Origin of the sequence: Paenibacillus sp. 2TAB23, from assembly GCF_052115165.1 — a bacterium.
In the GTDB taxonomy this organism is placed as follows: domain Bacteria; phylum Bacillota; class Bacilli; order Paenibacillales; family Paenibacillaceae; genus Pristimantibacillus.
In genome coordinates this window covers 151,464-172,841 of sequence record NZ_JBFRGD010000008.1, presented here as the reverse complement: position 1 = coordinate 172,841, position 21,378 = coordinate 151,464, and the positions used below count along the sequence as shown (strand labels likewise).

General features: G+C 50.3%; 21 protein-coding genes. 16 read left to right on the top strand and 5 right to left on the bottom strand.

The annotated features are described in order from the left end of the window. Positions 1-60 precede the first annotated feature (60 nt). Positions 61-711: a PAQR family membrane homeostasis protein TrhA gene (trhA, locus tag AB4Z29_RS14015; RefSeq protein ID WP_441943660.1), complete on the top strand. Its 651-nt coding sequence runs from the start codon at positions 61-63 to the stop codon at positions 709-711. Positions 712-838: 127 nt separating this feature from the next. Here the strand turns inward: trhA and AB4Z29_RS14010 are convergent, their stop codons facing one another. Continuing rightward, on the bottom strand, positions 839-1,654 hold the full coding sequence (locus AB4Z29_RS14010) for a lipase family protein (RefSeq protein ID WP_441943659.1): 816 nt from the start codon (positions 1,652-1,654) through the stop codon (positions 839-841). A gap of 151 nt (positions 1,655-1,805) precedes the next feature. Between AB4Z29_RS14010 and AB4Z29_RS14005 the strand changes: the two genes are divergently transcribed. Next, on the top strand, positions 1,806-2,774 hold the full coding sequence (locus AB4Z29_RS14005; RefSeq protein ID WP_441943658.1) for a Gfo/Idh/MocA family protein: 969 nt from the start codon (positions 1,806-1,808) through the stop codon (positions 2,772-2,774). A gap of 109 nt (positions 2,775-2,883) precedes the next feature. On the opposite strand, the gene AB4Z29_RS14000 is transcribed toward AB4Z29_RS14005, so the two are convergent. After that, on the bottom strand, positions 2,884-4,056 hold the full coding sequence (locus AB4Z29_RS14000) for a magnesium transporter CorA family protein (protein WP_441943657.1): 1,173 nt from the start codon (positions 4,054-4,056) through the stop codon (positions 2,884-2,886). 220 nt (positions 4,057-4,276) lie between these two features. Between AB4Z29_RS14000 and AB4Z29_RS13995 the strand changes: the two genes are divergently transcribed. Continuing rightward, positions 4,277-4,831 (top strand): hypothetical protein, encoded by a 555-nt coding sequence (locus tag AB4Z29_RS13995; RefSeq protein ID WP_441943656.1) that lies wholly within the window; start codon positions 4,277-4,279, stop codon positions 4,829-4,831. Between the two features lie 96 nt (positions 4,832-4,927). Here AB4Z29_RS13995 and AB4Z29_RS13990 read toward each other — a convergent pair whose 3' ends face one another. Continuing rightward, complete coding sequence (locus AB4Z29_RS13990; protein WP_441943655.1) at positions 4,928-6,157, bottom strand: NAD(P)/FAD-dependent oxidoreductase; 1,230 nt, start codon at positions 6,155-6,157, stop codon at positions 4,928-4,930. A gap of 90 nt (positions 6,158-6,247) precedes the next feature. Then, positions 6,248-7,117 (bottom strand): AraC family transcriptional regulator, encoded by an 870-nt coding sequence (locus AB4Z29_RS13985; protein ID WP_441943654.1) that lies wholly within the window; start codon positions 7,115-7,117, stop codon positions 6,248-6,250. A 203-nt stretch (positions 7,118-7,320) separates the two neighbouring features. Between AB4Z29_RS13985 and AB4Z29_RS13980 the strand changes: the two genes are divergently transcribed. The 4 genes from AB4Z29_RS13980 to AB4Z29_RS13965 all read left to right on the top strand — a co-directional run bounded on the left by AB4Z29_RS13980 (position 7,321) and on the right by AB4Z29_RS13965 (position 11,809). After that, the gene (locus AB4Z29_RS13980; protein ID WP_441943653.1) at positions 7,321-8,493 is read left to right on the top strand and encodes a galactokinase; all 1,173 of its coding nucleotides are present in this window, start codon (positions 7,321-7,323) and stop codon (positions 8,491-8,493) included. A 39-nt stretch (positions 8,494-8,532) separates the two neighbouring features. Further along, positions 8,533-9,522 (top strand): UDP-glucose 4-epimerase GalE, encoded by a 990-nt coding sequence (gene galE, locus AB4Z29_RS13975; RefSeq protein ID WP_183562322.1) that lies wholly within the window; start codon positions 8,533-8,535, stop codon positions 9,520-9,522. A gap of 32 nt (positions 9,523-9,554) precedes the next feature. Next, on the top strand, positions 9,555-11,144 hold the full coding sequence (locus tag AB4Z29_RS13970; protein ID WP_441943652.1) for a UDP-glucose--hexose-1-phosphate uridylyltransferase: 1,590 nt from the start codon (positions 9,555-9,557) through the stop codon (positions 11,142-11,144). Between the two features lie 212 nt (positions 11,145-11,356). Beyond that, positions 11,357-11,809, top strand: a complete 453-nt coding sequence (locus AB4Z29_RS13965; protein WP_441943651.1) for a hypothetical protein — start codon at positions 11,357-11,359, stop codon at positions 11,807-11,809. A gap of 109 nt (positions 11,810-11,918) precedes the next feature. Here AB4Z29_RS13965 and AB4Z29_RS13960 read toward each other — a convergent pair whose 3' ends face one another. Then, positions 11,919-12,146 carry a DUF1128 domain-containing protein gene (locus AB4Z29_RS13960; RefSeq protein WP_183562328.1) on the bottom strand — a complete coding sequence of 76 codons (228 nt, stop codon included), beginning with the start codon at positions 12,144-12,146 and terminating at the stop codon, positions 11,919-11,921. A gap of 150 nt (positions 12,147-12,296) precedes the next feature. On the opposite strand from AB4Z29_RS13960, the gene yyaC reads away from it, so the two are divergent. The 9 genes from yyaC (at position 12,297) to thiL (ending at position 21,331) form a co-directional block, all read left to right on the top strand. Beyond that, positions 12,297-12,878 (top strand): spore protease YyaC, encoded by a 582-nt coding sequence (gene yyaC, locus AB4Z29_RS13955; protein WP_441943650.1) that lies wholly within the window; start codon positions 12,297-12,299, stop codon positions 12,876-12,878. Between the two features lie 15 nt (positions 12,879-12,893). Further along, positions 12,894-13,754, top strand: a complete 861-nt coding sequence (locus AB4Z29_RS13950; RefSeq protein ID WP_441943649.1) for an alpha/beta fold hydrolase — start codon at positions 12,894-12,896, stop codon at positions 13,752-13,754. A 23-nt stretch (positions 13,755-13,777) separates the two neighbouring features. After that, positions 13,778-14,431, top strand: a complete 654-nt coding sequence (locus AB4Z29_RS13945) for a DUF6483 family protein (RefSeq protein WP_441943648.1) — start codon at positions 13,778-13,780, stop codon at positions 14,429-14,431. Positions 14,432-14,488: 57 nt separating this feature from the next. Further along, the gene (locus AB4Z29_RS13940; RefSeq protein WP_441943647.1) at positions 14,489-15,676 is read left to right on the top strand and encodes a class I SAM-dependent methyltransferase; all 1,188 of its coding nucleotides are present in this window, start codon (positions 14,489-14,491) and stop codon (positions 15,674-15,676) included. Between the two features lie 113 nt (positions 15,677-15,789). Beyond that, positions 15,790-17,475: a diguanylate cyclase gene (locus tag AB4Z29_RS13935; RefSeq protein ID WP_441943646.1), complete on the top strand. Its 1,686-nt coding sequence runs from the start codon at positions 15,790-15,792 to the stop codon at positions 17,473-17,475. Between the two features lie 123 nt (positions 17,476-17,598). Then, the gene (locus tag AB4Z29_RS13930) at positions 17,599-18,681 is read left to right on the top strand and encodes an HD-GYP domain-containing protein (RefSeq protein WP_441943645.1); all 1,083 of its coding nucleotides are present in this window, start codon (positions 17,599-17,601) and stop codon (positions 18,679-18,681) included. 101 nt (positions 18,682-18,782) lie between these two features. Next, positions 18,783-19,136: a hypothetical protein gene (locus tag AB4Z29_RS13925; protein WP_441943644.1), complete on the top strand. Its 354-nt coding sequence runs from the start codon at positions 18,783-18,785 to the stop codon at positions 19,134-19,136. A 151-nt stretch (positions 19,137-19,287) separates the two neighbouring features. Continuing rightward, the gene (locus AB4Z29_RS13920) at positions 19,288-20,157 is read left to right on the top strand and encodes a YitT family protein (protein WP_183562342.1); all 870 of its coding nucleotides are present in this window, start codon (positions 19,288-19,290) and stop codon (positions 20,155-20,157) included. A 79-nt stretch (positions 20,158-20,236) separates the two neighbouring features. After that, positions 20,237-21,331, top strand: coding sequence for a thiamine-phosphate kinase (gene thiL / locus AB4Z29_RS13915; RefSeq protein WP_441943643.1), 1,095 nt, complete (start codon positions 20,237-20,239; stop codon positions 21,329-21,331). Positions 21,332-21,378 lie beyond the last annotated feature (47 nt).

Below are 21,378 nucleotides of genomic sequence, written 5' to 3'. Positions count from 1 at the left end.
GCAGGCTGGCGAGAGAAGGGCTTTATCGCAGGCTTGTGCGACTTAGGAGGTGGGTATCACATGGCGAATACACATACGTATTCCAAAAAGGAAGAAGTTGCGAATGCCGTTACGCACGGCATTGGCGCAGCGCTAAGCGTTGCTGCTCTGGTGCTGCTAATCGTTTTTGCTGCTTCAGAAGGAACGGCCCTGCATGTGGTCAGCTTTACGATATACGGAACGGCTATGCTGCTGCTTTACGCGGCTTCAACGCTCGTACACAGCTTTCCAGAAGGAAAGGCCAAGCGCATATTTGAGTCGCTTGATCACTCGTTCATCTACGTCTTTATTGCAGGCACCTACACACCGATTTTGTTCCATATCGTACAAGGCAAGCTTGGCTGGATTCTATTTGGCATTGTCTGGGGAGCCGCTCTCATAGGCGTGGTCTTCAAGGCGTTTTTTGCCTCTAAATTTTTATTTACTTCCACGCTCATCTACATTGCAATGGGATGGATCATCGTCTTCGCATGGAAGCCTTTGAGCGAGCACTTAGCTCCTGGAGGGTTGCAGCTGCTCATTACCGGAGGCTTGCTATACACATTCGGTACCGTGTTTTATGTGTGGCGAGGGTTTCCTTACCATCACGCGGTATGGCATCTGTTCGTGCTTGGAGGGTCGATCGTTCATTTCTTTGCGATTCTGCTATATGTGCTTCCGGTTCGTCTGTAGGGAAAGAGCTCTGAAACAGCTCTGAAACAGCTCTAGTGAAACAACTCTCACTCTCCATAAACCATAAACATGGTTTCATGGAGCCTGAAATTTGCTTCACTATTTTTTTGCGGACAAACATTGGAAGCTAGAGCTGAATGTCGGGGCACCAGCCGGGAGGGTCGGAGCAAATAGATACGGCAAAGGCAGGATCCTCATTTACAAGGTCGGAGAAATAGCTCGAAAGTATATGGTTCCCAGCGACGGAGCCCATGCGGAACGAGCGTTTAACTTCTCCTTTTACATGCATATAATAATAGGTTTGTTTGGTTTTGGGTGATTGGTATACGAGTGTAGGCAGATGGGGGACGATGTCGAATTCGTTCTGAAATCGCCAATGGGTCGCAATTGCGGCGTTATAGCTGCTTGCGAATTTAGGATCTCCGACCCGCGGCGCGCCAAACGTATAGATGATCGGCGCTGCAAACGCGGAATTACTCGCTATGTCCATGGCTGCAAGCGTTGCGAGCGCCCCGCCTAAGCTATGGCCCGTGATGAACAACGGCTTATCCGTGGGAAGCTGCTTTAATAAATCGAGAATGCGGGCACGGGCAGACATATAGATGTCTGTAAATCCCTTATGCGTAAGACCGTTGTTTTTTACCGGCCGATAGGAGGTTTGTTGAGCGATGAAATCTGATACCCAATCTACGGCGGAACCGCTGCCGCGAAATGCGAGAACGGAGGCAATCTCGGAGGTTAGAACGAATCCGAACCGTTCTTCGCTGCTATCATACGCTTTTGCCGTGAATTCACCGACCAAGCTGTAGCCTCTTGGTACAAGAAACAGGCCGCCATTATTACTGTACTGCATGTAGGTTTGACCGCAAACGGCAGCTAGAAACAATGCCGTTCTGAGATCGAGCTCCTGTGGAGCCTGAACAGTTCTTGAGTTTGCTCCCATATCCATCCCTCCGCTCATACGCCTTACGTCCATTCCGATGTTGTATTGTATGAAGCTGCGGGCAGATGGGTACCAGCGGAAAACATAGACTTTCCGGAGCATTTCCAAGTATAATCATGGAAGCAAGCCGATTCTGAAAGGGGATTCATAGATGACACTTCAAATAGGTATAGTAGGCACAGGGTGGTTCGGCATGATGCATGCAGAGAAGCTGGCCAAGCTAGACGGCGTTAAAGTGACAGGTTTTGTTGCAACAAGCCAGCAGAAAGCCGACGAGGCTGCCATGCGCTTCGATGGGTCCAAAGGCTATTCATCCATTCATCACATGTTGGACGACCGTAAGTTTGATGCGGTGTATATATGCGTGCCCCCATTCGCACATGGCGAGATTGAGAAAGCGCTCATAGAGCGCGGCATCCCGTTTCTCGTCGAGAAACCGCTCGGTGTAGACGATGAGCTGCCATCTGAAATACTTAAGGGTATTGAGGAAAAGAAACTCATTACCTCTGCCGGTTACCATTTCCGTTATATGGAAGGGACAGATCGTGCCAAAGAGCTGCTTCGCGAGCGTACGACTCTAATGGCACTCGGCTATTGGATGGGTTCCATGCCAGGGGTAAGCTGGTGGCGTAAATTGGAGGGCTCTGGCGGGCAATTCGTCGAGCAAACCACTCATATCGTCGATCTGCTCCGTTATACGGTAGGTGAAGTAAGCGAGGTTTATGCTGCTTACGGCGAACGCTATATGAACACCGTCGAGGAGGGCGTATCCGTTCCAGATGTGGGCACCGTCACCTTAAAGCTGGCGGGAGGCGCTGTTGCCACCATTAGCAATACATGTGCGATTCCGGCGGGAGACCGTTCGGGCTTGCATATCTATACGAATAAAGGTGTTCTGGAGCTAGGACATAACGGGTTGATCGATACCGAAGCAGGCCGCAAAACAGAATATGCGAATCGTCAGAATCCGTATGAGCTGGAGAACGATGCATTCCTGCACGCAGTCAAGACGGGAGATCCTTCACGCATTCGCTCCACTTATGCAGATGCGATGCTGACGCACCGTGTAACGATTGCAGCTAACGATTCTGCGCGCACGGGACTTCCAGTGAAAGTATAAGCTTTAACATTCAAAAAACCGTCCATCAAGGGTATGCCTTGACTGGACGGTTTTTTATGTAGTGTTTGCTAAGTACGGTCGACCCTACAATGGCTGCGATTGATCAGCTTTATTTCCGATGTGTTCGACTTTTCTCCTTGATGGCAGAAGAAGCTGAAGCTTTCACGCGGCTAGCTCTTCTGCGGTCAGAGCGTTTCACTTGAATCGGAGCGTCCTCGGCAGCTACAATCTCCTTCGGTGACCGTCCATTAAGCAGATCGCCAGTCCAGCCTTTCTTCCACAGCCAAACGTACATGCACGACGTAATGATGAGAATAGCCACAATCATTGCCGTGAAGCTCCATTTGTATTCCTTGAAAGGGAGATTCTCGAAGTTGACGCCCCATATGCCCCCTATAATGGTAGCAGGCAGAAACAATACCGTAAAGATCGTCAATGTCTTCATAATGTCGTTGCCCCGAAAGTTAGAGATCGCATCGTCCATGGAAATCAATGTATCGATTTCCAGCGCATAGTGCTTGAGCAGCGCATCAATCCTCTCTAGCTTATGCGTAATTCTTTGGAAGCTGTCCGATTCAGTCAGGTCGTCCATGAACGCTTCCTTTGCTGCGCTATGCACTTCGCGTACCGGAATGAATAGATGGCTCCAATGCAGCAGATCATAACGCCGCTCAAAGATGACATCGATGAGACCAGTCCGATTCTCTTGGCGCATCGTGGTCTCCAGCTCGCCAAGCCGTTTCTCGAATCCATCCAAGCCGGCATGGAACGTGTCCAGTATAATGCTGAGCATAATGAACATCGCCTCGGGAGCGGTCGTGCAGCTCTCAAGCTTCGGAGCATGTTGAACGGCTTGCAGTCTTAGCGGCAAGCGCATGTCCTCATGCATCGTAAGCAGCTTCTTATCGGTAAGCCAGAAGTGGAAGGGCTGCACGTCTGCTTGGTCGTCCGTTACTTGAAACATAAGGGTGCCATAAAGCAGCTTGCCTGAGCGTGAAGTTTCCCCAACGGATATATTATTTGTTCGCCTGCCCGCGCACTCATCAATCCAAGCGGCGGATTCTGGAAATTGCATCTTTAATTCATCGATGTGCTGCTCTGCCGCGTCTTGCTCTTGCTTCGTAAAGGCTTTAACGGCTCTTTGCTCTTCTCGCGAAGAGGCTGCTAATTTATGTGCATTTTTTCTGCTGGGCAAGGGCTCATCCCTGACGGGTTGCTGCCTTGCTTGCTGCAGTACATGCCATTCCCATCCTGCGGGATAGCGAAGCATCCGATGGATCATCGCTTTGCCTCCTGCTTGTCCGATTTTCCAATATCTATTGCTTTATCATACCGCGAACTGCATGGATGCACAACCTGATCATTGGATTCGAGCGATCCTTTATGTTTCTGTGCCATCATTCTACACAATACGACTTATTCCGCAAAAACAGGGCATACCAACGTTAGCTTGATCTATAAAGTGTACTTTTATTTTGGTCTGTAATCAGGAGGGATAATCGATGGCAAGAAAAATCGGCGTATTTGCTACGGAACAACAAGCCATTACTGCGATCAGTCAGCTGGAGCAAGCGGGTTTTACGAAAGGGGAGCTAAAGGTGCTTGCTAAGGATTCCGAGCATTCAAGGCGCATTGAAGCTGAAAGCGACGTCCATGTTGACGAGCTTCGAGAGCTTGAAGACGTTTCCGAGCATGAGGGCAACAGCAAATTTGGAATGGCTGCCGCAACCGGCTACGCGGGTAATGGAACGAATGCGGTACTTGGAATGACAGGTTACGGCACAGCTCCTTATACGGTAGGGGGCAATGCTTTTGCCGCAGCCTTGCTGCTCGGAGCAGACGAGCATATTAGCGCGCTCCATGCGCTCGGTCTTGATGATGAAGAAGCGGAAATATGCAACCAAGCGCTCCAAAGCGGATCGGTCATCGTTATGGTTGAAACCGATGAGACTAAATCGATGCTCGATAAGGATGGCGGGCCGGATTTATCGCGGCTAGGCGCGGCGGAAGCTGTTTTTCGGACATGCAGCGCTTCATTGATTGTTGCAGGAGCATAAGAATAGAAGAGAAGGAATGAAAAAGAAGTCTCATTTATTACGCAAGAGAATGCTTGCGTATAGATGAGGCTTCTTCTATTGGACTTATGAAGCTCGCTATACCTTTGTTAACGATTGACGATCCAGCTTGATGATTTCGGCTAAAGGGTGTTCCTCGCCGCGAATCAAGCAGCAGAGCAAATTGGCTGCAATCATACTGTATACGGTGCCGTTGCCGCCATAGCCAAGGCAGTAATACACGTTGCTCCATGAGGGATCGGCTCCGATAAAAGGCAAGCTGTCACGTGAATCACCAAAAGTGCCATTCCACTCAAATTCGATCGGCGCCTGCAGTTGAGGAAAAAGAGCCTGCATCTTTTCAAGCAGCTTATGGCTCCGTTTCATTCTCTCTTTATCGCTATGTAGCGGCTGCTCGATCTCTTCATCCAATCCGCCAACGACGACTCGCCCATCTATGGTTGTACGCATGTATAAGTAGGGACGTGCGGTTTCCCACACTAGATATCGCTCATGCCAGCTTTGGAGATCGTGCTGGACACCGGTAACGATCACGAATGAGCGATTCAGCTCGGCTTTAATCAGTTTGCCGCGCAGCTCTTCAGGCTCATATCCAACCGCGTAGACGACATGCTCAGCCTCTATCTCACAGCCATTCGCTGTTCTTAGCAGGTGAAGCCCATTCGGGAGGGTCTCATGTGCGACTACGTCGGTATTCTCGTGAATCTCGAGACCGGCGCGGGCCGCAGCGTCTGCAACTGCGTTAACGAATTGAAATGGATTGACCTCCGCATCGCCATGAGCCACGATTGCCCCCGATTTGCGGAAGGGGAAATGAGCCTCGATTTGCTCAGGCGTCCAGAACTCAACATCCAAGCCGCAAGCGCTTAATGCCTCGAATTCTTTCTTTAGCTTGGGTAAGTCTTGCTCTGTTGAAGCATAATAGAGGCTGCTTCTCCTGATAAAGCCTACGTCAGCCGGGAGGCTTCTCGCTGCTTCTTCAAGCGAATCCACGGCATCCTTGCATGCTCTATAGAAGAGCTGCGCATCATGCTCACCGATTTGGTCGATCAAATCGGTGAGCATGATGTCATTGCAGAACTGAAGCAAGCCGGTATTGGCGGAAGTGCTTCCGCCTGCAACCTGGCCGCGCTCAAGCATAACCGTGCTTAGTCCGTTCTTCACGAATTCGGCTCCGCAAATCGTTCCAGACATGCCGCCGCCTATGATCGCGACCTGCGTTTTCTTGTTTGTTTGCAGCGGCTCATATTCCAACGCATCGTTTAATGTAACCGGCCAATATAGTTTCCCGGTATGTAGTTCCTTCATGGTTCATCACTCCTTAAGGTAGTATTACCCGAATTGACGAATATGAAGCGGGCGGAAGACCATACTAGAGCATGCCGGAAATCGATACATTTAATCGGATAAGCTCTTCATGGCATTGCGATAGGCTGTAGGGGATTGTCCGTAAAGCCGGCGGAATTGCTTGGAGAAATAAAGCGCATCCTGCAAACCTACCGAAGCTGAGATTTGTTCAATGGTCAGCTCGGGCCGCTCGCGAAGCATATGCCTGGCTTTGTCGATGCGTAGCTTAAGCAAGAAGGAGACAGGCGATTGCCCGGTCCGTTGCTTGAATAGACGAGACAGGTAAGCTCTATTATACCCAAGTGACTCGGCCATTTGGGCAATGGAGACTGGATGCGCGTACTGGGTCGATAAATAATGGACAACCTGCTGCAGCAAACGATCTCCCTCTGCCTGTCCGCTGTTCAGTGAGTCGCCGCTTGAAGCATGCAGCATTACCTTGTACTCGGCCATCAGCAGCTGCAGGTAGCCAGCAGCCTTCATGTCCGCTGCGGCACCGCCTCGCCGGAACGTTTCAAAGATTTGGCGAAACAGCGCTCCCGTCCGGCGCTTGTCAGGCGTGAATACAACCTGGCGTCCTTCCGCGAAGCCAGCAGCGGCAACTAGGTCGGATGCTTGCGTACCTTTAAAAGCGACCCAGCGATACCGCCACGGATATTCGCTGTCGGACTCGTAGCTGATCAGTTGCTCCGGTTCAATCAGAAAGGTATGGCTCGCATGCAGCTCATGCTTGATGCCGTCGCATATGAAATGACCCTTCCCTTCTAGAACGGTATGCATCAAATAGAAGTCGTAAACTTTCGGTCCAAGCCGGTGGAGTGGCTTTGTCTGGCTTTCGCCGGCGAAGAGCACATTAAGCGGCAAGGCGTCGCTGAGGGCGATAACCGGGTTGGAGGCAACCGTATACATATCCTGATGCATTTTACTTTACACCTGCTTTATAATGAAATAGGAATGTGAACGAATGTAGGTTTTACACTATCATAGCATGTCTGGTTAAGGCATGAGAAGTCACATAAATCCATATAAAAAGCATTTGGCGCCATTTCGTTTTATCCCTCATTACCTTATACTGAAGTTGCAATCAACACACACTACATTGATAAAAAGGAACGTGATAGCAAATGGCAAACATTGACGCGCTAACACAGCAATTCATACAGCAATACGGCGGAGAAGCGGGCGACATCGCCGTGTTCCATGCTCCGGGCCGTGTAAATCTAATTGGCGAGCATACCGATTATAACGGCGGTTATGTATTTCCGGCGGCTCTGACCTTCGGAACGACGCTGCTTGTCCGCAAGCGCGCAGACAACCAGCTTGGCCTAGCGACAACCAACTTCCCATCGTCCAAGAGTTTTTCGATCGATTCCATCGTGTATGACGAAGCGGATGACTGGATGAACTATCCGAAGGGCATCGTCTATGAGCTTCAACAAACAGGCGTGCAATTCAGCAGCGGCTATGACCTGCTCTATCATGGCGAGATTCCAAACGGCGCAGGACTATCCTCGTCTGCTTCCATCGAAGTCGTTACGGCATTCGCGCTGCAAACGCTCGAAGGCCTTGAGACCGATAAGGTGAAAATCGCGCTGCTCTCCCAAAAATCGGAGAACGAGTTCAATGGCGTGCAATGCGGCATTATGGACCAGTTCGCCGTGGCAAACGGAAAGAAGGATCACGCGATCCTATTGATGTGCGACACGCTTGAATATGACCTGATTCCTTTCGATTCTGGAAACTACAAGCTCGTAATCGGAAACACGAACAAGCGCCGCGGTCTTGTTGACTCGGCCTATAACGAGCGACGTGCTCAGTGCGAGCAAGCGGTTGTTGATTTGCAAGCAGCATTCCCAGATATTACACTGCTTGGCCAATTGAGCCTGGAGCAATTCAATTCCGCCAAACATTTGATCAAGGATGCAACGGTTCAAAAACGCGCTCAGCACGTTGTAGAAGAAATCGACCGCGTCCTTCAATCGATCAAAGCGCTCAAAGCCAATAATCTTGCAGAGTTCGGCAAGCTGATGAATGGCTCGCATGACTCGTTGCGCGACCTTTATGAAGTAACAGGCGACGAGCTTGACGCGATGGTTGCGGCAGCGCGCCAGGTGCCGGGCGTTCTAGGTTCCCGTATGACGGGCGCAGGCTTCGGTGGCTGTACGGTTTCCCTTGTGCATGAAGACAGCATTGATGCGTTCCAAGAAGAAGTGGGCCGTAAATACAACGAAGCGACGGGCTTAACGGCTGATTTCTATGTATGCACAATCGGCAATGGCGTAGAACGTCTCGTCTAAAAGATACAGGTACAAACGAATTGAGAGGGGAAATGAATCATGGCCGTTTTAGTAACTGGCGGAGCGGGCTATATTGGCTCGCATGCGGTAGCAGCTCTTCAGGAGCGCGGAGAAGAAATTGTAATCGTCGATAATATGCAGCAGGGACATCGCAAAGCATTGCTTGGAGGCAAGCTCTATGAGGGCGACCTTCGCGATGCGGCATTCATGGACACGGTATTCCAAGAAAATGAAATCGATGCGGTTATTCACTTCGCTGCGAATTCACTCGTAGGCGAAAGCATGAAGGATCCGGGCAAATATTATCACAACAACGTATTCGGTACGCTATGCTTATTGGAGAAAATGAATGAATACAATGTTCGCAAAATCGTTTTCTCGTCAACGGCAGCGACCTACGGCGAGCCGGAGAACGTGCCGATCGACGAGTATGATCGTACGTTACCGACCAATGCTTATGGCGAAACGAAGCTGGCTATGGAAAAAATGATGAAATGGTTCGACGTGGCTCATAACATCAAATTCGTGTCGCTTCGTTATTTCAATGCGGCTGGAGCGCATGAAAGCGGGAAAATCGGGGAGGATCACAGCCCGGAGACGCACTTGATTCCAATCGTTCTTCAAGCAGCGCTAGGTCAGCGTCCGCACATCTCCGTATTCGGAGAGGATTATGAGACAGCGGACGGCACGTGCATCCGCGATTACATTCATGTAAGCGACCTTGCGGATGCGCATGTGCTTGCCGTAGACCGCCTGCGCGGCGGTGCCGACAGCGCGGTCTATAACCTTGGCAATGGAACGGGCTTCTCCGTTAAGCAAGTGATTGAGATTGCGCGTGCCGTTACTGGGAAAGAAATTCCTGCGGTATTCGAAGCTCGCCGTGCAGGAGACCCTGCGACGCTCGTTGCTTCGTCAGACCGTGCACGCAAAGAGCTCGGCTGGAATCCGAAACGCGACAAGCTGGAGGATATCATTAAGAGCGCTTGGAGCTGGCATGAAGCGAATCCAAACGGCTATGGCGACAAGTAGGAAACGGGCATAACGGAAAGGGGCAACAACAAGTGTCAAAACAACAACAAGCGCAATCCGCACAAGAAGTGCTGGTTCTAATAGAAAGATTGCTGCAATTTGCAGAACAGCGCAAGCTGCTTGTGGACCAATTGGACGCGCATGCGGCAAGAAATCAACTGCTCGATTTGTTCGGCTTCACTGAAGCATTCGAAGGAGAAGTTATCGCTGAGCAATTGGACAGCGCGGTTCCGCTTCTTGAGCCGCTGCTCGATTATGGCTTTGCAATTGGATTGATTCCAGATAACACGGCGACTTATCGTGATCTTCTCGATGCACGCATCATGGGCATGCTGTTGCCGCGTCCATCCGAAGCGAACGTTTCGTTCCAGCGCACGGCGAAGGAGGAGGGGCTGAAGGCTGCTACGGATGCGTTCTACAACCTCAGCATCGACTCCAACTATATTCGAATGGACCGCATCCGCAAAAACCTTTACTGGCTGCATGACACGGAGTTCGGCAAGCTTGAGATTACGATTAATCTATCGAAGCCGGAGAAAGACCCGAAGGAAATTGCGCTGCTCAAAACGATGCCGCAAGCGAAATATCCGAAGTGTCTGCTCTGTATCGAGAATGTCGGCTATGCAGGAAGGCCGGATCATCCTGCTCGCCAAAATCTACGCGTATTGCCGCTGACACTTCAGAATGAACAGTGGTATTTCCAATATTCTCCATACGTATATTACAATGAGCACAGCATCATATTCAAAGGCGTGCATGAGCCGATGGTTATTTCCCATTCGTCCTTTGCGCGGCTGCTGGATTTCGTTGAGCTGTTCCCGCATTACTTCATAGGCTCCAACGCTGATTTGCCAATCGTTGGCGGGTCCATACTCAGCCATGATCACTTCCAAGGTGGAAGGCATGTGTTCCCGATGGAGGCTGCTTCTACGGACACCCTGTTCGTTGATCCGAAGCTGCCTGGCGTGCGCTTTGGCATCGTGAACTGGCCGATGTCTGTCGTACGTATTAACGGCTCCTCCAAAGCAGACGTGCATAGCGCGGCCTGTCGGATGCTCGATGAATGGCGTGCATACAGCGACGAATCGGCTGACGTGCTGGCATTCACGGAAGAAGAGGGCGGTAAGCGAACGCCTCACAACACGATCACGCCGATTGCCCGTTTAAGGGACAATGGAGAATACGAGATCGATCTGGTGCTTCGCAACAATCGCACAAGCGAGGAGCATCCGGATGGTATCTTCCATCCGCACAAGCATCTGCACCATATTAAGAAAGAGAATATCGGATTAATCGAGGTTATGGGGCTTGCGGTGCTGCCTGGACGTTTGAAGGATGAGCTGGGACAAATCGCGGCTTATCTGACAGAAGCTTCCTCTGCTGATCCTATAGCTCTTCAGACAGCGGAGCATCCGCTTCATCACCACGCGGGCTGGCTGCTATCGCTTATCGAGCGATTCGGCACGGCAAACTCGGCTGATCAAGCCAAAGCTATCGTCGAATCCGAGACGGGCGCCAAATTCCTTGATGTGCTGAAGGATGCTGGCGTATATAAACGAACACAAGCCGGCACAGCGGCATTTGAGCGATTTTTAACGTCGATTGGGCTTCAGAAAGCTTAAGACAGCTAAACCTCCATACCTACAGCTTGCTAAGCGTGGGTATGGAGGTTTTCTTTTTTAACTGCATTTTATAAACAAGATTTATATTTATGAAATGTGAAATTATATTAATTTGTAAAGTGACAAAATTTATGGTATTTTTTATATGATAAACAAAGCAATATGAATTATTATTTTTATAACTCTATAAACTATTTATCGGAGGGGTCAAGATGTCCGAAAAAATGCTGCCGCTGGACGACTTTTTGCAGCTGAGCACTGACGAGCAAGTAGAGAAGCTTAAACGCTGGAAGATGGATTATACGCTTAAGGATATCCGCGAGGCTTGGAATTTCAAGCACTCTGCGCAATATTACATGCTGTTGAAGAAGCTGCGTATCTATGAAAGAGTTGTGAATAAATCAGATAAGTTTTACCCTGTTCAGGAGCAGCTGATTGCACGTGCGAACGCTGGCGGTGATCGTGGGTGGGGCGGTTCTAATGCACTGTCAGAGCGCAAACTGCCTGCAGACAGCTTTGACTATCATTTGAATATGACCTTGAGCGGTCCGGAGCTTGCGGATAAGCTGGAGCGGATTGCCCATTTCCTTAAAGGCGAGCATAAAGACGTTTCTATAAAGCTTTCGATCGTAGGCGTAGAAGCGGAAGAGGAAGAACAGAATTAGTTGATTGCCGAAAAGAACCGAGCTAGGCGCAGTTGCCAGGCTCGGTTCTTCTTTTGTCGCAATATGAAAATAAATGTCTGATACTGGAATATATTGTTTTAAAATGTTCTTATTGAATGCGGAGCTTGCCAAGCTCGGATACCAAGGCTTCAACTTCACTTATGCTGAACTTTTCCTTGGAAGCGACTACCTCATATAGGTCTCTTATATCTTCATATTTGCCGAGGTCAAAGTTGGAAGCTTGCATAGCGGCAGCGGAAGCCATTTTGAGCTTCGTTTTGATGACATCGATCATAAACTCGACGTTTTCTTGGGTTTGCTGGTCTAAATTAGTCATGGAGTGCCTCCCGATTGGTATTCGAGCCGAAAAGGTCTCGAAGGATATGGTTTTCTCGTACGTATTTGCAATGCTGCAATTGTATCATGTTTCAATCGGCAATGACCACAAATTGAACAGGATCTTAAAATTGGATACAATTAGACAGAAATGAAAAGTATACGATCACAGGGCAGGTGCACGGCCACGGAACAGCTAACGAAGTTCGAAATAGAACCCTTTCTTGCATCCATTGCAGCAAGGCACAGAGATCGCGACAGCATCGTATTCGTATGTATCGGCAGTGACCGGTCATCCGGCGATTCCTTGGGGCCGCTCATCGGAAGCATGCTCAGGGAGCGCGGCTGGAAGCAGGTGATTGGAACCTTGCAACAGCCATGCGATGCACATGCTGTAGAGCAGGCAGTGCAAGCCGTTCCAAAGGAAGCGACGGTAATCGCAATCGATGCCTGTTTGGGCAAGCCAGCCTCTATTGGCCGCTTTTTAGTAGCGGAAGGCCCGCTTCAGCCAGGCAAAGCAATCGGCCGCAGGCTGCCACCGATAGGCCAGTTCAGTATCGCTGGCGTCGTTAACGCGAACGGGCCTAAAGCCTATTGGATGCTTCAGACGACATCCCTTTACCAAGTCATGCGCATGGCACGCGATGCGGTAGACGCAATTGAGGCAGCATGGAGTACGGAAAAGGAACAAGGCAAGGCGCATGACAATGAATGGAAAATCCCGCTTGTATAAAGGAGTTTGAGAAATATGGGTAAAGAAGATGCTTTGAAAGTAGATTCAATCGCACAGCGCAAGGTATTGCTTAATAACGGCTTAGAGCTTGCATATTATGATTCGCATCCTCATGACGGAGGTGCAGCCGACGATATTACAGAGGTTGTTGTATTGCTGCACGGCTATTGCGGCAGCTCCGCCTATTGGGAGCAAATCGTAGAGGAGCTGGAGCAAACGGTACGTATCCTTGCACCGGACGCTCGCGGCCATGGCAGAAGCTCAGCGCCTGATGAAGAAGTCTATACGATGGAGAAATATGCGGACGATGTTGCGGAGCTGCTCATCAAGCTAAACGTCCATAACGCGGTACTGCTAGGCCACTCTTTGGGCGGCTATATCACCTTGGCATTCGCCGAGAAATACAGCAAGAAGCTGTCTGCTTTTGGACTTATACATTCGACAGCGCTGCCAGATGGCGAGGCAGCGAAGGATAACCGGGATAAAGCCGTTGCGGCATTGGAGCAGCACGGCGTGCCTGCTTTCATTGATGGCTTAATTCCTAAGCTTTTTGCTCCTGCTAATCTAGAAGCGCTGCAAGGCGAGGTTGAGCGCGGCAAAGAAATCGGATATGGCACATCTCTGCGAGGCTCAGTGGCGACAGCTAAAGGGATGAAGGCCAGGGAAGACCGCAAGCATGTCATAGAGCAGTCGGAGCTGCCTGTGCTGCTCGTAGCTGGCGCAAATGACAAAGTGATTCCGCTAGAGAGCGCGTTTGCGGCAGCTAACGCCCAAACTACAAAGGTACAGCTTGACAGTGCCGGCCATATGGGAATGGTCGAGCAGCCTAAGGCATTGATTGCGGCGATCCGCAGCTTCGTGAGCGCCAAGCAGTAGCAGGCAAGGCGAGGGGGAACCAGATGTTTCAACGCGACTATTTCATGCGAATGATAGAACAAATGACCGAAGCGGTTGGCCAAATATTAAATCTTAGGCGCGAGCGCAAGCATGAGGATGCGCTGCTCTTCATCGATGAGCTGCTCGACAAAAAGTTCCGACTAAGCAGCAAGCTGATTCGATCCTTGTCTGACGAGGATTTAATGAAAATGATGACAACGAACGGGCTATTGGAAACGGACCACCTGCAAGCGATCGCCTTGTTAATGAAACAGGAAGCAGAGGTCAATGCGGAGCTGGGACGCGAGGACGAGAGTTTCTTGGCTTATTTGAAATCCCTTCACCTCTTTGTGAGATTAGCGCTTGCCGGCGCAGAGCCAACGTTTGCCGAGCCTCGCGAGATGATCAAGGAGCTGCAGGACAAGCTCCTTCCTTATGAGCTGCCCATAAAGTCCAAACGGCTGCTATTGGAGTGGAATGTGGAGGAAGGCCGATTCGACTCTGCTGAGAACCTCATGCATGAGCTGCTTGAGGATAACGCGCTGGGGCTGGCGGAGGCAGAGGCCATTTATCGGCGAATGCTCCTGCATACTGACAGTGCGCTTGAGGCAGGCGGGCTGCCGCGGGAGGAAATAATGCTAGGGCTTGAATCATTATCGGGACATCATGACGTATAACCGGCTAAGCGCGAAGCGGCGTTTAGCTATATTAAGGGCTAGGAGTGAGACAGCATCATGACAGAACAATGGCAGCAAGACATCGCTGGCTGGATCGGCGGCAAGGCGCTGCTGCAAGCATCGCTAAGCCAGCCAAAACGCAAGGATGGTACCGCAGCGCCAAAAACAATTATTCGTCCTATCGAGATGAAGAATGGTCTGTTCTACCAATTCGAATACCATTTCGCCAATAAAGTGACGCATGATAATATTGCAGCGCCCGAGGCAGGCGAGCGAATGATCGCTTTACTGCAGGATCACTACAGGCAAGCCCTTATCAAAACATCTGACGCGGATGTTCAGCTGCTCTTTAACAAAAAAGGCAAAGCTGCGATTCTGAAGAGGCCTCCGACCGGAGATGCTCAAAAAAGCGTACAGCAGCATAACAGGCAGAAGCAGCGCGTGCTTGCCGAGGGCAAGGCGGCTCCGTTTCTTGTTGAGCTCGGCATCATGACGCCGGAAGGCCTGGTCCACGCCAAGAAGCAGGATAAATATAAACAAATTAATCGCTTTCTTGAAATGGTAACGGATGTGCTTGCATATTTGCCGAAGGACAAAGAGCTGACGATTGTCGACTTTGGCTGTGGGAAATCGTATTTGACGTTTGCGCTTTATCATCTGCTTGCCATCGAACAGCAGCGCAATATTCGCATTATCGGTCTTGATCTGAAGGCGGATGTTATCGCATTCTGCTCCGAGCTTTCGGAGAAGCTGGGCTATGACAAGCTGAAATTTCTAGTCGGCGATATCGCTGATTATGAGGAGCTCCACGAAGCGGATATGGTGGTTACGCTGCATGCCTGTGATACGGCGACAGATGCGGCGCTGGCGAAGGCGGTCAATTGGGGAGCTTCCGTTATTATGTCGGTTCCATGCTGCCAGCACGAGCTGTTTAAGCAGGTAAGCAATGACGTTCTTGCACCGCTGCTTTCTCAAGGACTGCTGAAGGAGCGCTTCTCGGCGCTTGCTACCGACGCTGCCCGCGGAACCCTGCTGGAGGTACTTGGGTATAAGGTTCAAATGCTGGAGTTTGTAGACCCGGAGCATACGCCCAAAAACCTGCTTATTCGGGCAGTGAGATCCGAGGAGCAGAAGCCTTCGTTGAAGAAATGGGAGCAATATAAGCAATTCCGCCAATTTCTGAGCATTTCTCCTTCCTTAGAGCATATGCTTGAAGGGCGTTGGCCTGAGTCTAGATCTGAATAAGGCATGAAAATCGATCGTTAAACATTGAGATTTTTGATATTAAGCAATTGTCGATGGAATTAACATTTGATACAATGGAAGAAGATGGCTATCTAATGAATGGGTGAACCGTAATGGAATGGATGATCTGGCTAGACTTTAGTATGTTTCTAGTGCTGCTCGGCTTGTTTTTCTACGTGTTTGCCACAAGCACCGTCACGGTACTGCATCGCATATACCTTTTTCTGCACGTCGTCTTTATGAGCTGGACCTTCTCGCAATTTGCTGCGCAAACGGTCAATTCAGCCAGCTTCAAGCTATTTTACCTCTCCGCTTCTTACATAGGGCTCTCTCTGCTTGGGCTCGGATGGTTTGCCTTTATTCTCTTTCTCACCGGCCAATCGTATGTGATACGAAAGAGCCGGTTGTTCGTTTTGGCGGTTCCTGCACTTATATCGGTGGCCGCGGTTGTCGCAAACCCAAACGGCATGTTTCTGAGCATTAACGAAAAGCTTAGTCCGCTCAAGCAGCTTCAGCATGGTCCGTTATATTGGATTATGATCGTGCAGCTCATTCTTTACGTATCGGTCTCGTTTATCGTGATGTTCTACAAGCTTCGCGGAGAAAACTCCGATCGGCAGCGCACGGTAATCAAGACAGCCTTAATCGGTATGATTGTATTGGTTGCTTTCGCCTTTGCGGATTTAATCGTGAATATCATCCTAATTGAAGAAATTAATCGGTATATACCACTCATTTCGGTAGGAATGGCGTTTGCAGCCATTTATTTGGTACATGCCATTCGGAGACATAAGGTGCTTGATATCATCCAAACGGTCCAAAGAGATGTCATGAACACGATGTCGATGGGCATTATCGTATTGGATGAATACGATATCATTATTGAGTTGAACAAGGTCATTAAGCCGATCTTCCGGCTGAGAATCGGCGACAAATTCAACCCCGCTATTCTAGGGCCGCAATTCAAGGGAGAAGTTACCCGGGAATTCATGGCATTTTTCGAAGAGCAGCGGAAACGTCCTTTGGATAGACTGGAAATTGAAATTGCCATAACCTATGATAAGTATCGCCATGTTATCGTTCAGTCTGCACCGATTCTCAATCACAAAAAAACGCCGGTCGGAAGGGTGCTGACCTTTCAGGACGTGACTGAGCTTCGCATGCTGGTAGAGGAAACGAACAGCCAGAACGAACAGCTTCATGATCGCAACCGGGATTTGCTTATTATGCAGGACGAGCTGTTCCAAGCGAATAAGAAGCTGGAGCAAATGGCGATAACCGACGGCTTGACGGGCTGCTTCAACCGTCGTTATCTGCTCCATCAGCTGGAGCAAGAGGTCGTAGCGAACATCCGCTACGGCATCCCTTTTTCTATCTTCCTATTTGATCTGGACCATTTCAAATCAATCAACGACAAGTACGGGCATTTGGTAGGGGATGAAGTGCTTTGCGGTACTGTCGATGCTGTTCGCGGGTCGCTTCGGTTCACGGATATCCTCGCTCGCTACGGCGGCGAGGAGTTTACCGTTTATTTGCCGCATACGAATCGGGAGCAGGCAGATATCATTGCCGAGCTGCTTATGGAATCCGTCGAGCAGAACAAAATCAGCACGGGAATCGGCGAGCCGCCGGTATCGGTTACGATTAGCATGGGCGTCATTTCGATCGAGCATTTCGAGCCGGCTGACCTAGCCGATCCGAAAGCTTTCCTGCGGGAGCTGTTGGCCCAGGCCGATGCAGCCTTATATGAAGCGAAATATAACGGACGCAATCGAATCGTGAAACGGAAATTAGCCTAGTGGCCTGAACAATTTGTTCAGGCTTTTTTCAATGGGATCGGCATAGTCAGTCGAAGATAGTTCTGCTAAAATAGATGCTATCCGGTTACAAGCGCTAAACTATCGAAGGCGGGAACTAATCTAATGAGAAAAGTGCAAATTGGAATGGTCAAGCCGGGAGACAAGGTGGCAAAGCCCATATTTCAGGAAAACGGAAACGTTCTTCTGGGAGAAGGGGTGGAGCTGAACGATCGTTATATTGATCGATTGCGTAACTTAGGCATTGACTTTCTGTTCATAGAGGATGGAATGACAGCGGATATTATCCCCGAGGATGCGATCCGCGAAGAAACGCGGAAGCAGGCAGTCGATACCATTTATAAGACGATGAACTCCTTCAAAGACCAGACCGTATCGAAGGGAAGAACCATTGCGCCTGATATGGGGCGGAATTTTCGGGCGGTATTCGGGCAAATTATGCAGGACCTGGCAACAAGGCCTAATATGCTCGTGAATTTATCAAGCATCCATGCAATGGACGGTTATTTGTTTCAGCATTCCTTTAATGTAGCGGTGCTCGCGGGCATTATGGGCATAGCGAAGGGATTTAATCGCAATCAGCTTGAAGAGCTTGGGATCGGCGCTCTTTTGTTTGATATCGGCATGACAAAAGTCCCGGCCAAGCTGCTGAATCAAACGAGAGCGTTCACCGTGGAAGAACATAAGGTTGTGGAGGCGCATGCGAAGGACGGCTTCGATATTCTGCGGAAGTATCATGATATATCGATCGTCTCCGCCCATTGCGCGCTTCAGCATCATGAACGCTACAACGGCTCGGGTTATCCGAGAGGATTAAAGGAAAACGATATACACATTTTCGGCCAAATCGTGGGCTTGGCGGATACGTTTGACGCCTTAACCTCGCCTCGGCCCTATCGAAAGAGGTACACGGCGAGCGAAGCAATCGAGTTTTTGTTTGCTGCAGGAGGCACATTTTTTGATTTGGACCTAATTAAGCTGTTCTGCAGGCATATATCGATTTATCCGGTTGCGACCTCGCTGCTGCTAAGTACGGGGCAGGTCGGCGTCGTAACGGAAAACAATGAGCTGGCGGTTCACCGTCCTCGCGTACGCATCATCATGGAGGCGAACGGAACGATGCCGGTTTCGCCCTATGAGCTGGAGCTGAAGGACGAGCTCCATATCACAATCGTCAAGGAACTATAAGTTTATGAAGCTATCGATTTAGGCATAGGACATAGGGGGAAGACCATACCAAAGCTTCCAATCTCGCATAGTTTAATATAAATGCGGGAAGGAGTGATAGTATGGCAAATCGTGCAAGACCCCCCTTGTTCAATCCGAAAAACGTCAATAAGGTTTTACTCAAAAAACCGTCGCCGGGCAGCCAGCAAAGCGGTCCGACCTTTAACCGTTTGACGGTGCTATGGGTAGACAACCGCGGCGTTCCCTTTAATACAACCGGCTTCAATGCAGCGTTATTTAGAGGCAATACGCTCGTTCAGACGGCCTTTTTCGATCGGTTCGGAGTCGTGTTTTTTAGCGCCGTTTCGACATTGACAACTGTTAATTATACCATTCAGGTTTATGACAGCTTCGGTAGAGTTTATCGGACGAAATCGATACCTGCGGGCGTTGAGGCGTTCTCGGTTATCGGCTAAGAAACATGAGAGAGAAGCCTTCCATCCCGGCAGCCACTAACTGCCGAGCTGGGAGGTTTCTTTTTGCAATAATAGTAGAGTTGCTTTATATCTGATAGCGTTTAAGGTAAAATAATGAGAAAAAGAGCTAGCAGGGGATGTGAGTTCACTTATGGGTTCATTACAGCACCATAGGCTTTCGAAGCTCGAACTGTTTAAAAGGGTGTTGTTTATTACGCTAGGCGCAGCACTGGTATCGGTTGGGCTGGAGATTTTTCTAGTGCCTAATCATATTATTGACGGGGGTATCGTTGGGATATCGATAATGGCGTCCCATTTGTCATCGCTTCCGCTCGGACTTTTTCTATTCTTATTGAATCTGCCTTTTTTGTTTCTGGGCTATAAGCAAATCGGCAAAACCTTCGCGCTTTCGACATTGTACGGCGTATCGGTCATGTCGCTAGGGACGTTTCTGCTTCATCCGGTACCGCCGCTGACGGTAGAACCGTTTTTAGCAGCTATATTTGGCGGCGTCATATTAGGCATCGGAGTCGGCATGGTTATTCGATTCGGAGGCTCGCTTGACGGGACTGAGATCGTAGCGATTCTGTTTAACAAACGTTTGCCGTTCTCGGTTGGCGAGACTGTTATGTTTTTCAATTTATTTATTCTGGGCAGCGCAGGCTTCGTATTCGGATGGGATCGGGCAATGTATTCGCTCATCGCGTATTATATTGCGTTTAGACTGATTGATGTGACGATCGAAGGCTTTGATGAATCCAAGGCAGTATGGATCATCAGCGAGGAAGCAAAGGAAATCGGAGCGGCGATTATGAGCCGGCTTGGACGCGGCGTAACTTATTTGCATGGGGAGGGCGGCTTTACCGGCGGCAGCAAACGCGTAATCTTCTGCGTGATTACGCGGCTGGAGGAAGCGAAGATGAAATCCATTGTGCATGAGCTTGATCCTGTGGCGTTTCTCGCCGTCGGCAATATTCACGATGTGAAGGGCGGACGGTTTAAGAAACGCGATATTCACTAATGATGATAGTAGCCGATGCACGCAGATGATGAAGCAGGCAGCTTCTGCCTATTGTATTGGAATGAAGGAGTGCGGCGCTGTGGATGAGTTTGCGAGTATACGTCATTGGACAACCGAGAGGCAAGGGCAAGACTGGCAGCGGCGGCGCGGCGTTGTGACGGGCATCGGCGACGATACCGCCGTCGTCGATGCAGCGTTGGCGGAGGATGGCGTAGCCTCGCCGAAGCGGCTGCTGCTGGCGGTCGACACGATGGTGGAGACCGTCCACTTTAAGCAGTCGACGATGCGGGACGCGGATGTCGGCTACAAGGCGCTTGCAGCGAACATCAGCGATATTGCCGCGATGGGAGGCGTGCCTTTGCATGCGCTCGTCTCGGTCAGCGTACCGCCCGCGTATACGCCTGAGCGGATGCGAAAGCTGTACGATGGGCTGTACGAGTGCGCCGAGCGCTACGGGGTTGCGATCGTAGGCGGCGATACGACGTCGTCGCCGGGGCAGTTGGTTGTCGCCGTTACGGTGACGGGAACCGTGGAGGCGGGGCGTGAGCTGCTTCGCTCGGGCGCGCAGCCGGGCGATGCGGTGTTTGTGACCGGCGCTGTCGGGAAGTCGGCGGCGGGGCTGCATGCGCTGCTGGCGCAGGAGGGGGAACAGCGAGCGGGTGAGAGACTGTCCCCAGCCGAATTCAGCGAGACAGGGGAAGAGCTGTTGGTGCTTGCCCATCAACGGCCTAACCCCTCGGTGCGTGCTGGGAGGCTGCTGCAAGAGCGTGGTAGCTGCCGGTCGCTTAACGATGTCAGCGATGGTCTTGCAAGCGAAGCTTGGGAAATCGCAGAGGCGTCCAAGCTTCGCCTCGTTCTGAACGAAGCGCTGCTTCCGAGAAGCGGCAGCCTGGCAGCTTATGCGGCTAGAGTCGGCATCGATCCGCTTGAATGGATGCTTTATGGCGGCGAGGATTACGTGCTTCTTGGTACGATGGATAGTCAGGATGCGGACAATATGCGAGCAGCCTTTCATGAGGAGGGTCTTCCCTTTTTTATTATCGGGGAAACCGAAGAAGGTGAGCCTGGCGTTGTGCTGGCAAGCGGTAAGCCGTCGCATGGGGATAAGCGCGGGCCATCAACTCATTCGTGCAGAAGAATAGAGCTTAAGAAACGCGGTTACAATCATTTCTAGTTATGAACGGGTGAATGAAACTTGGAGCAGCAGATCAGTCAGGCCAT

Bases quoted from the DNA above. Each gene is read 5' to 3' on its own strand.
- AB4Z29_RS13985 (WP_441943654.1), bottom strand. From the start codon at position 7,117: ATGCATCAGGATATGTATACGGTTGCCTCCAACCCGGTTATCGCCCTC.
- AB4Z29_RS13990 (WP_441943655.1), bottom strand. From the start codon at position 6,157: ATGAAGGAACTACATACCGGGAAACTATATTGGCCGGTTACATTAAAC.
- AB4Z29_RS13960 (WP_183562328.1), bottom strand. From the start codon at position 12,146: ATGACTAATTTAGACCAGCAAACCCAAGAAAACGTCGAGTTTATGATC.
- AB4Z29_RS13940 (WP_441943647.1), top strand. From the start codon at position 14,489: ATGACAGAACAATGGCAGCAAGACATCGCTGGCTGGATCGGCGGCAAG.
- AB4Z29_RS14010 (WP_441943659.1), bottom strand. From the start codon at position 1,654: ATGGGAGCAAACTCAAGAACTGTTCAGGCTCCACAGGAGCTCGATCTC.
- AB4Z29_RS13925 (WP_441943644.1), top strand. From the start codon at position 18,783: ATGGCAAATCGTGCAAGACCCCCCTTGTTCAATCCGAAAAACGTCAAT.
- AB4Z29_RS13950 (WP_441943649.1), top strand. From the start codon at position 12,894: ATGGGTAAAGAAGATGCTTTGAAAGTAGATTCAATCGCACAGCGCAAG.
- yyaC (WP_441943650.1), top strand. From the start codon at position 12,297: ATGAAAAGTATACGATCACAGGGCAGGTGCACGGCCACGGAACAGCTA.
- AB4Z29_RS13920 (WP_183562342.1), top strand. From the start codon at position 19,288: ATGGGTTCATTACAGCACCATAGGCTTTCGAAGCTCGAACTGTTTAAA.
- AB4Z29_RS13930 (WP_441943645.1), top strand. From the start codon at position 17,599: ATGAGAAAAGTGCAAATTGGAATGGTCAAGCCGGGAGACAAGGTGGCA.
- AB4Z29_RS13945 (WP_441943648.1), top strand. From the start codon at position 13,778: ATGTTTCAACGCGACTATTTCATGCGAATGATAGAACAAATGACCGAA.
- AB4Z29_RS14000 (WP_441943657.1), bottom strand. From the start codon at position 4,056: ATGATCCATCGGATGCTTCGCTATCCCGCAGGATGGGAATGGCATGTA.
- galE (WP_183562322.1), top strand. From the start codon at position 8,533: ATGGCCGTTTTAGTAACTGGCGGAGCGGGCTATATTGGCTCGCATGCG.
- AB4Z29_RS13980 (WP_441943653.1), top strand. From the start codon at position 7,321: ATGGCAAACATTGACGCGCTAACACAGCAATTCATACAGCAATACGGC.
- trhA (WP_441943660.1), top strand. From the start codon at position 61: ATGGCGAATACACATACGTATTCCAAAAAGGAAGAAGTTGCGAATGCC.
- AB4Z29_RS13965 (WP_441943651.1), top strand. From the start codon at position 11,357: ATGTCCGAAAAAATGCTGCCGCTGGACGACTTTTTGCAGCTGAGCACT.
- AB4Z29_RS14005 (WP_441943658.1), top strand. From the start codon at position 1,806: ATGACACTTCAAATAGGTATAGTAGGCACAGGGTGGTTCGGCATGATG.
- AB4Z29_RS13935 (WP_441943646.1), top strand. From the start codon at position 15,790: ATGGAATGGATGATCTGGCTAGACTTTAGTATGTTTCTAGTGCTGCTC.
- AB4Z29_RS13995 (WP_441943656.1), top strand. From the start codon at position 4,277: ATGGCAAGAAAAATCGGCGTATTTGCTACGGAACAACAAGCCATTACT.